Source organism: Guyparkeria halopsychrophila, from assembly GCF_044582135.1.
Taxonomy (GTDB): domain Bacteria; phylum Pseudomonadota; class Gammaproteobacteria; order Halothiobacillales; family Halothiobacillaceae; genus Guyparkeria.
Genome location: NZ_JBDODP010000039.1, coordinates 1 through 6,921, shown reverse-complemented (window position 1 = coordinate 6,921; position 6,921 = coordinate 1). Strand labels below are relative to the sequence as shown.

The 6,921-nt window shown below is 62.9% G+C and carries 6 protein-coding genes; all 6 read right to left on the bottom strand.

All coding sequences use genetic code 11. The annotated features are described in order from the left end of the window. A partial coding sequence (locus ABGV18_RS11270) for a polysaccharide biosynthesis protein (RefSeq protein WP_396586115.1) occupies positions 1–1,578 on the bottom strand: 1,578 nt, incomplete at its 3' end. Between the two features lie 376 nt (positions 1,579–1,954). Further along, complete coding sequence (locus ABGV18_RS11265; protein WP_396586114.1) at positions 1,955–3,148, bottom strand: DegT/DnrJ/EryC1/StrS family aminotransferase; 1,194 nt, start codon at positions 3,146–3,148, stop codon at positions 1,955–1,957. Positions 3,149–3,185: 37 nt separating this feature from the next. Then, the gene (locus ABGV18_RS11260; protein ID WP_396586113.1) at positions 3,186–3,800 is read right to left on the bottom strand and encodes a sugar transferase; all 615 of its coding nucleotides are present in this window, start codon (positions 3,798–3,800) and stop codon (positions 3,186–3,188) included. Further along, positions 3,787–4,644, bottom strand: a complete 858-nt coding sequence (locus tag ABGV18_RS11255) for a sulfotransferase (protein ID WP_396586112.1) — start codon at positions 4,642–4,644, stop codon at positions 3,787–3,789. Before ABGV18_RS11255 ends, ABGV18_RS11260 begins: the two co-directional genes overlap by 14 nt. After that, the gene (locus tag ABGV18_RS11250; RefSeq protein WP_396586111.1) at positions 4,631–5,905 is read right to left on the bottom strand and encodes a glycosyltransferase; all 1,275 of its coding nucleotides are present in this window, start codon (positions 5,903–5,905) and stop codon (positions 4,631–4,633) included. The genes ABGV18_RS11255 and ABGV18_RS11250 overlap by 14 nt, the downstream gene beginning before the upstream one ends. After that, positions 5,892–6,921 (bottom strand): UDP-N-acetylglucosamine 2-epimerase (locus tag ABGV18_RS11245; RefSeq protein ID WP_396586110.1); only part of this gene is annotated, 1,030 nt, incomplete at its 5' end. The genes ABGV18_RS11250 and ABGV18_RS11245, both read right to left, overlap by 14 nt.

Genomic DNA, 6,921 nt, shown 5'->3' with positions numbered 1-6,921 from the left:
GAGATGCGCGATTTTTACCGGCTCGCCCATGTCCAGCACGAACACGTCACCGCCCTCGGCCATGCTGCCGGCCTGGATGACCAGTTGCACGGCCTCGGGGATGGTCATGAAGTAGCGGGTGATATCCGGATGCGTCACCGTGACCGGGCCGCCGTCGGCGATCTGCCGGCGGAACAGGGGCACCACCGACCCGCTCGAGCCCAGCACGTTGCCGAAGCGCACCATCGAGAAGGTCGTACCCGGGTGCTCGGGCTGTAACGCCTGCAGGGCCATCTCGGCCAGGCGCTTGCTCGCACCCATCACGTTGGTCGGCCGCACGGCCTTGTCCGTGGAGATGAGCACGAAATGCGTCACGCCGTAACCGGCGGCCACGCGGGCGGCGATCAAGGTGCCCAGCGCGTTGTTGGACAGCCCCTCGATGGGATTGTGCTCCACCAGCGGCACGTGCTTGTAAGCCGCGGCGTGGTAGACCGTGTCGATGGAGAAATGCTCGAACAGGCGTTCCAAGCGTCGCTCGTCGAGCACGCTGCCCAGCGCGGCGATGACTTCCACCTTGCAATTCGCGACGACCGGCAGGCGGCGTAACTCCTGGTCGATCGTATACAAGCCGTACTCGGACACCTCGAACAGGATCAGGCGCCTGGCGCCCTGCTCCACCACCTGCCGGCACAACTCCGAGCCGATCGACCCTCCCGCGCCGGTGACCAGCACGGTCTTGCCGGTGATGCACTGGCCCAGCAATTCCGGGCGCGGCGGTACCGGCTCGCGCCCCAGCAGGTCCTCGATATCCACCTCGCGGACCTGGTCGAGGGTCGCCCGGCCGGAGAGGATGTCCTCGATGCCCGGCACGGTGCGCACGTGGAACGGCAAGGGCTCGAGAAAGTTGAGGATCTCGCGGCGCGTCGAGGCCGACGCCGACGGCACCGACAGCAGGATCGAGCGCACGCCCAGCCGCTTGAGGAAAGCCGTCAGATCCTTTTTCCTCGGATCGATCACCCGCAACCCGTCGATCTCGCGGCCCTCCAGCGACTCGGCGTCGTCGAGGAACACCACCGGCTCGTAGTCCGCCCCTTGGCGGAGCATGCCCACCACCTGCCGGCCACTGGCGCCGGCCCCGTAGACGGCCACCCGCTCCTGGCCCTTGCCCCCGGCACTTTCTCCGAGCAACCGCCGCGCCAGGAACCGCGAACCACCCACCAGCAGGAACAGCACCAGCCCGTAGATCACGAACGTCGAGCGCGGCAGCTCCGCCTGCGGGTGCAACAGCAGGATCGCCAGCAGGATCAGCGTGGAACCGGCCACCGCCGTGGCGATCTGCTCCATCGCCTTCCAACCGAGGAAGCGCATCACCGCGCGATACAAGCCCAGCTTGATGAACACCGGAATGGTGAACGCCACGATGCCGGCGAATACCAGCGCGGCGCGGTTGAAATCCGTGAACCATTCGCCGTAGCGCAGCGACAACGCCGCCCACAGGGCAAACGGGATCAGGAACAGGTCCAGCGCGACCATCAGCCCGCGCTTGTACATCGACGGCAGGTCGCGAAGGAATAGCTTGAAACGTGCGATCAACGGCACTGAACGTCATCCATGCAAGGAAATACAACGGCCCAGCGGCCGACGGAATGGAAGGCATTTTGCCACGGTCAGGAGCGGTGAGTTGCACTCGCCGAAGCGCGGAGTGCAACTCCGCGGTCCAGCACCGTACGGGCGCCTTCAGGCGCGATACCAACCGGCTGCCACAAACCTCGTGGGTCGGGCTTCAGCCCGACAATCCGCCCAAAGGGCGGATGCCCCCGTCGCGAACCGTGACCGGGATGTGTCTCACACCAACCCGTTGGACTGAAGTCCAACCCACCGCAGAATCGGCCCCAACCGGGAGCGGCGAGTTGCACTCGCCGGCGCGAAGTGCAACTCCGCGGTCCAGGGCAACACGCGACTCGCCTGCCAGATATCATCTAGCTGCCGCCTGCGCCATCACTTCCTGCAACACCACGCAGGTCTTCTCGATCTCGTCTTCCGTCAACGTGGGGTGGCAGAGAAACAGCAGGCTCGTCTCGCCCAGCTCCCGGGCCACCGGCAACGGCTGCTCGGGTCGCCAGCCGGTGCCGTCGAACGCCTTTTCCCGATACACCTCGGAGCACGAACCGCTCATGCACGGCACGCCACGGGCTTGGATCTCAGCCATCACCCGGTCACGATCCCAGCCGTCGCGCAGCGCCTCCGGCTCGACGAACAGGTAGCACTTGTACGCCGCGTGCTCGATATGGTCGGGAATCATTGGCACACGCAGGCCCGGGCATTGCCGCGCCGCTTCCCAGATCCGTTCGGCATTCGCCCGCCGCGCCCGGCTCCACTCGGGCATGCGTTGCAGTTGAATCCGCCCGATGGCCGACTGCATCTCCGTCAGCCGCCAGTTGGTGCCGAAGCTCTCGTGCAGCCAGCGGAAACCCGGCGGATGCTCGCGTTCGTAAACCGCCTCCCAGCTCTTGCCGTGGTCCTTGTACGACCACATGCGGCTCCACAATGCCCGGTCATTGGTGGTCACCATGCCGCCCTCGCCGCCGGTGGACATTATCTTGTCCTGGCAGAAGGACCACGCCGCGACATGACCGATCGACCCCACGCTGCGGCCATGGTAGGTCGCCCCGTGCGCCTGAGCACAGTCCTCGATCACATACAGGCCGTGTTCCTCGGCCAGCGCCATCAACCCGTCCATCTCGCAGGGCCAACCCGCCAGGTGCACCGCCATGATCCCCCGCGTGCGCGGCGTGATCTTTTCAGCGACCGTCTCGGGCGTAATGTTCTGCGAGTCCCGGTCCACGTCCGCGAACACCGGCACCGCACCGGCCGTGACGATGCAGGAGGCCGAGGCCAGAAACGTGCGTGACGTGACGATCACCTCGTCTCGACCACGACCCTCGCCGTCACCGATACCCAGCCCCTTCAAGGCGAGATCCAGCGCTACCGTGCCGTTCGCCACGGCAATAGCATGATCCGTTCCCGCAAACGCCGCGAACTCCCGCTCGAACTCGCGCCCCTCTTGCCCGGTCCAGTAATTGACCCGGTTGGAAAGCAGCACGCGCTGCACGGCGTCGGCCTCTTCCTGCGTGAAAGAAGGCCAGGGGGAAAAGGGTCCGTTCAGCATCAGTTCAGTCGTCGTTGTTCAGTGGATGTTTTCAGGATCATCCCACCACCGTCCGCCAGATGTTGGCAAGATCGGTCTTCAGGCTCCAGTGGCGGATGTACTCGAGGTTGATGCACACCTTGTCGGGCCAGATCACCTCCCGGTTGTAGGCCTCCGGGTCGCTTGCTGCGGCCAGCAACTCTTCCTCGTTGCGGTACTTGAGCGTCGCGGGGCCGGTAATGCCCGGGCGGATCGACAGCATCATCCGCTCCTCGCCTTCCAGCCGATCGGCGAAGCCGGGCACGTCCGGGCGCGGGCCGACAAAGCTCATGTCGCCCACCAGCACGTTCCACAACTGCGGCAACTCGTCGATCTTCGTCCGGCGAAAGAACCGGCCCAGCGGGGTGACGCGCGGGTCGCCAGAGCGGGTCACCGTCGTGTCCACGTTCTTTACCGGCCGCATGGTCTTAATCTTGACCACCGTGAAGATCCGGCCATCCTTGCCCACCCGTCGCTGAGTAAAGAAGCCGTTGCCGCGGGTGTCGATGCTCGCAGCCAACGAGGCGAGCAGGATCAGCCAGAAGGTGGCCAGAAGGCCGACGCCCGCGACCACCAGATCAAAGGTTCGCTTGAGTGCCGCCTGACGGCGCGTCAGTCCATCAACGGTAGCCATGACGTTCCAGTGTTGTTCCCACCAGGGACTCTAGACGCGCCACCTCGTCCTCGGGCAGAGCCGCCCTGCCCTTGCCAACACTTCGGCTGGAAACATTGGCCACGGCATCGTGCATCTGTGCCTTGTCCGCCTCCATGCCCAGCTTTGAGAGCACCCGCGACAGTTCTTCGGCCGGCTGGCGGACGAAATCCTCGTAACGGACCCGGACTACCCGGTCCTCGGGCATGTCGGCGAAGGCTTCCTCCGCCTTGTCCACGCAACGCTCCCACTGCAGGGCGCAGACCTCGTTGAGCGAATGCGCTTCGAGCAGATCGTCCATACCATCCAGCGCCGGCCCCCAGAATGCCGCTCGGCGCTCCCGGGAAAAGAACCGGTATACACGGCTCCACAGGTACCGCCCACCGTAGTACGGCAGGTCCGTTACCGGCACGAACCGCACCTTATCCAGCAGGTAGGGGATATCCAACCCGGCGGTCCATCTCAGCCGGGCCGACCCCGTCGCATCAATCCCGTCGCGGTAGATAAAGACGTACTTCGCGTCTGGAACCACGCGGTCCACGAACGGCACGCGCAGACTGTTGGCGCAGGTCTTCTCCACTACCGTGTGCGCGTCATAACGACGCGCCACCCAGTCGAACTGCTTGCGAATGTACGATCGCACCGACTCGCTTGCCCGCTCCGCTGGAATCTCGTCGGAGGGATACCGCACGTTGCCGTGTCTCCAGATGTAGTTAATCTCGTCGCACGGCCAGGTGGCTACGCCATCAAGGCTACACAGCACGTCGCGCAGCATGTTCGTGCCGGAGCGCGGGGCGCCGACGATAATCACGTTATTGGCTCTCACGCCTTGTTTCATCCTCTCGTTGCAACAGCTCCACCCATTGGGAAAGAACTGCCTGTTCTGAGAACACCTTGCTGGCCTTGTGTTCTGCCCTGACTCTCATATCAGCCAGTGCCGGCTTATCCTCGGCTAGTCGTTCAAGCAAAGCCGCCAATGCAACGCTGTCTCCTGGAGGCACCGTGTGACCATATCCACCCGCCACGACTTCCGAGGCGAGTTCGCTTTGAGGTTCCACGGCCACAATCAGCGGTAACCCCTGCTCCAGATAAGTCATGGTCTTACTCGGATAGGCATAGCGATAAACATCCGCAGTCAGGCTGACGAAGCCGCCGTCGGCACGCTGCATTGCCGCCTTGGCCACCTCAACGGGCTGGTGGCCCACGAACCGGATTCGAGCCCCAAGCTCGACCGCTCGGGCCTGCAAGGCAGGCTTGGCAACTCCTTCCCCCATCATGACGAACTCAATGTCCGATCTATCCTTCAGGGCTCCCATCGCCTCCACAACGGTTTCAAGCCCCTGAAAGCGACCGATATTGCCGGCAAAAAGCACAGTAAAGACCGTTGTAGGCCATTCAAACGGCAACTCGTCAGGTAGCTCTTGCTCAGCAGGCAAGCTGAAATTGTTCAACACTCGAATAGAAAGCTCGCTGCCACCGGGGCGTTTGCGCAAGGTGTTTTCCATATCCCGCGACAACACAACCACAGGGTCAGCCCGACGGGAGGCCCAGCGGTCCAGACCTCTCAATATTCGAAAAACCGCTGGGTTGGCAAACTCGCCAGACACTCTCCCGACTTCAGGATGAATATCCATGCAGTGATAAATGAAACGTGCCCCGGTGAGCCTGGCTGCCAAGGCTGCGGCTACGCCGCCGAGCACAGGCGGTGCCGTTGAAATCATGATGACGTCATAGCGTCGCATGACGGCCTTCCTTACGACAGCCGCACCCAGCCGCAAGGCATTAACCACTCTCACCAAGGGTCGTGACGCCTCGTTAGGCAACGCCAGACGTTCGACAGGAACCCCATCCACATCATCACGTTTGGGCCGGCGCTCATTCTCCACCCCGGCCTTGTAGGAAGGCTGTGAGGACAGCACCTCCACCTGATGGCCCGCCTGCGCCCAAGCACTTACGATACGGCGCAGCATCGCCGCATAAGGTGGCGTATCCGGCCAGTAGTAACGGTGGACCACCAGTATCTTTAGCGACTGGGACTCTTCCTTCGACACAGTCGTACCGGCATCGCCCTTATCAACTCCAGTCATAGCGGCTGAACGCATCCATGTTTCGCCAACGGTTAGCCAGCTTGGCAGTGCCGGTGATCAGCCGCACCACGCGCTCGGAGGTGTTGCGCACCTGGTACCCATCGGGAATCTCCCGCTCAGTGCCCGAGAACACCTCGCGGGAGGCCGTGGCAATACGAACGCCGTCGACGAGCACTTCCTTGTCCAGCCCGGTGAGCGCAATGGCGCCGGTATCCAGCGCCTCGGGGCGTTCGATGGAACGGCGGAGCGTCACCGCGGGGAAACCGAGTATCGAGGCCTCTTCACTGATGGTGCCGCTGTCCGAAATCGCACAGTAGGCGTGCATCTGCAGATGGTTATAGTCCAGGAAGCCAAACGGCTTGAGAAAGCGGATCGCCTCGCTGTCATCGGCCAAGCCCAGTTTCTCGAGCCGGTTACGAGTGCGCGGGTGGGTCGAGACCACGACCGGGTAACCGTAACGCTCATTCAGCGTCTTCAGCGCTTCGACTACCTCGCCAAGGTTGTCGCGGCTATCGACGTTTTCCTCTCGGTGCACGCTGACGATGAAGTATTTTCCGGACTCCAGCCCCAAGGTTTCGAGAATACGAGACTGCTCGATCTTCGGCAGCATGTGCTCCAGCACCTCGCGCATGGGCGAGCCCGTCAGATAGATGAAGCGGTGACCCAGGCCTTCACTGAGCAGATGTCGACGCGCGTGCTCGGTATAAACGAGATTGAAGTCGGCGAGGTGATCCACCATTTTTCGGTTGATCTCTTCAGGTACGTTGGCATCGAAGCAACGGTTCCCGGCCTCCATGTGATAGGTCGGTATCTTCATTCGCTTGGCCATCAATGTAGCGATGGCACTGTTGGTGTCCCCAAGCACCAGGACAGCATCGGGCCGCTCTTCCAGCAACACCTCCTCGGTCTTGATCAGTATTTCCCCGAGGCTCCGCCCAAGTGACGACGTGTCCACGTTAAGAAAGTGATCCGGGCGACGTACGCCCAGTTCCTCGAAGAACACGCCGTTCAACTCG

Coding starts and splice junctions, on each gene's coding strand:
- ABGV18_RS11265 (WP_396586114.1), bottom strand. CDS start 3,148: ATGCTGAACGGACCCTTTTCCCCCTGGCCTTCTTTCACGCAGGAAGAG.
- ABGV18_RS11250 (WP_396586111.1), bottom strand. CDS start 5,905: ATGACTGGAGTTGATAAGGGCGATGCCGGTACGACTGTGTCGAAGGAA.
- ABGV18_RS11260 (WP_396586113.1), bottom strand. CDS start 3,800: ATGGCTACCGTTGATGGACTGACGCGCCGTCAGGCGGCACTCAAGCGA.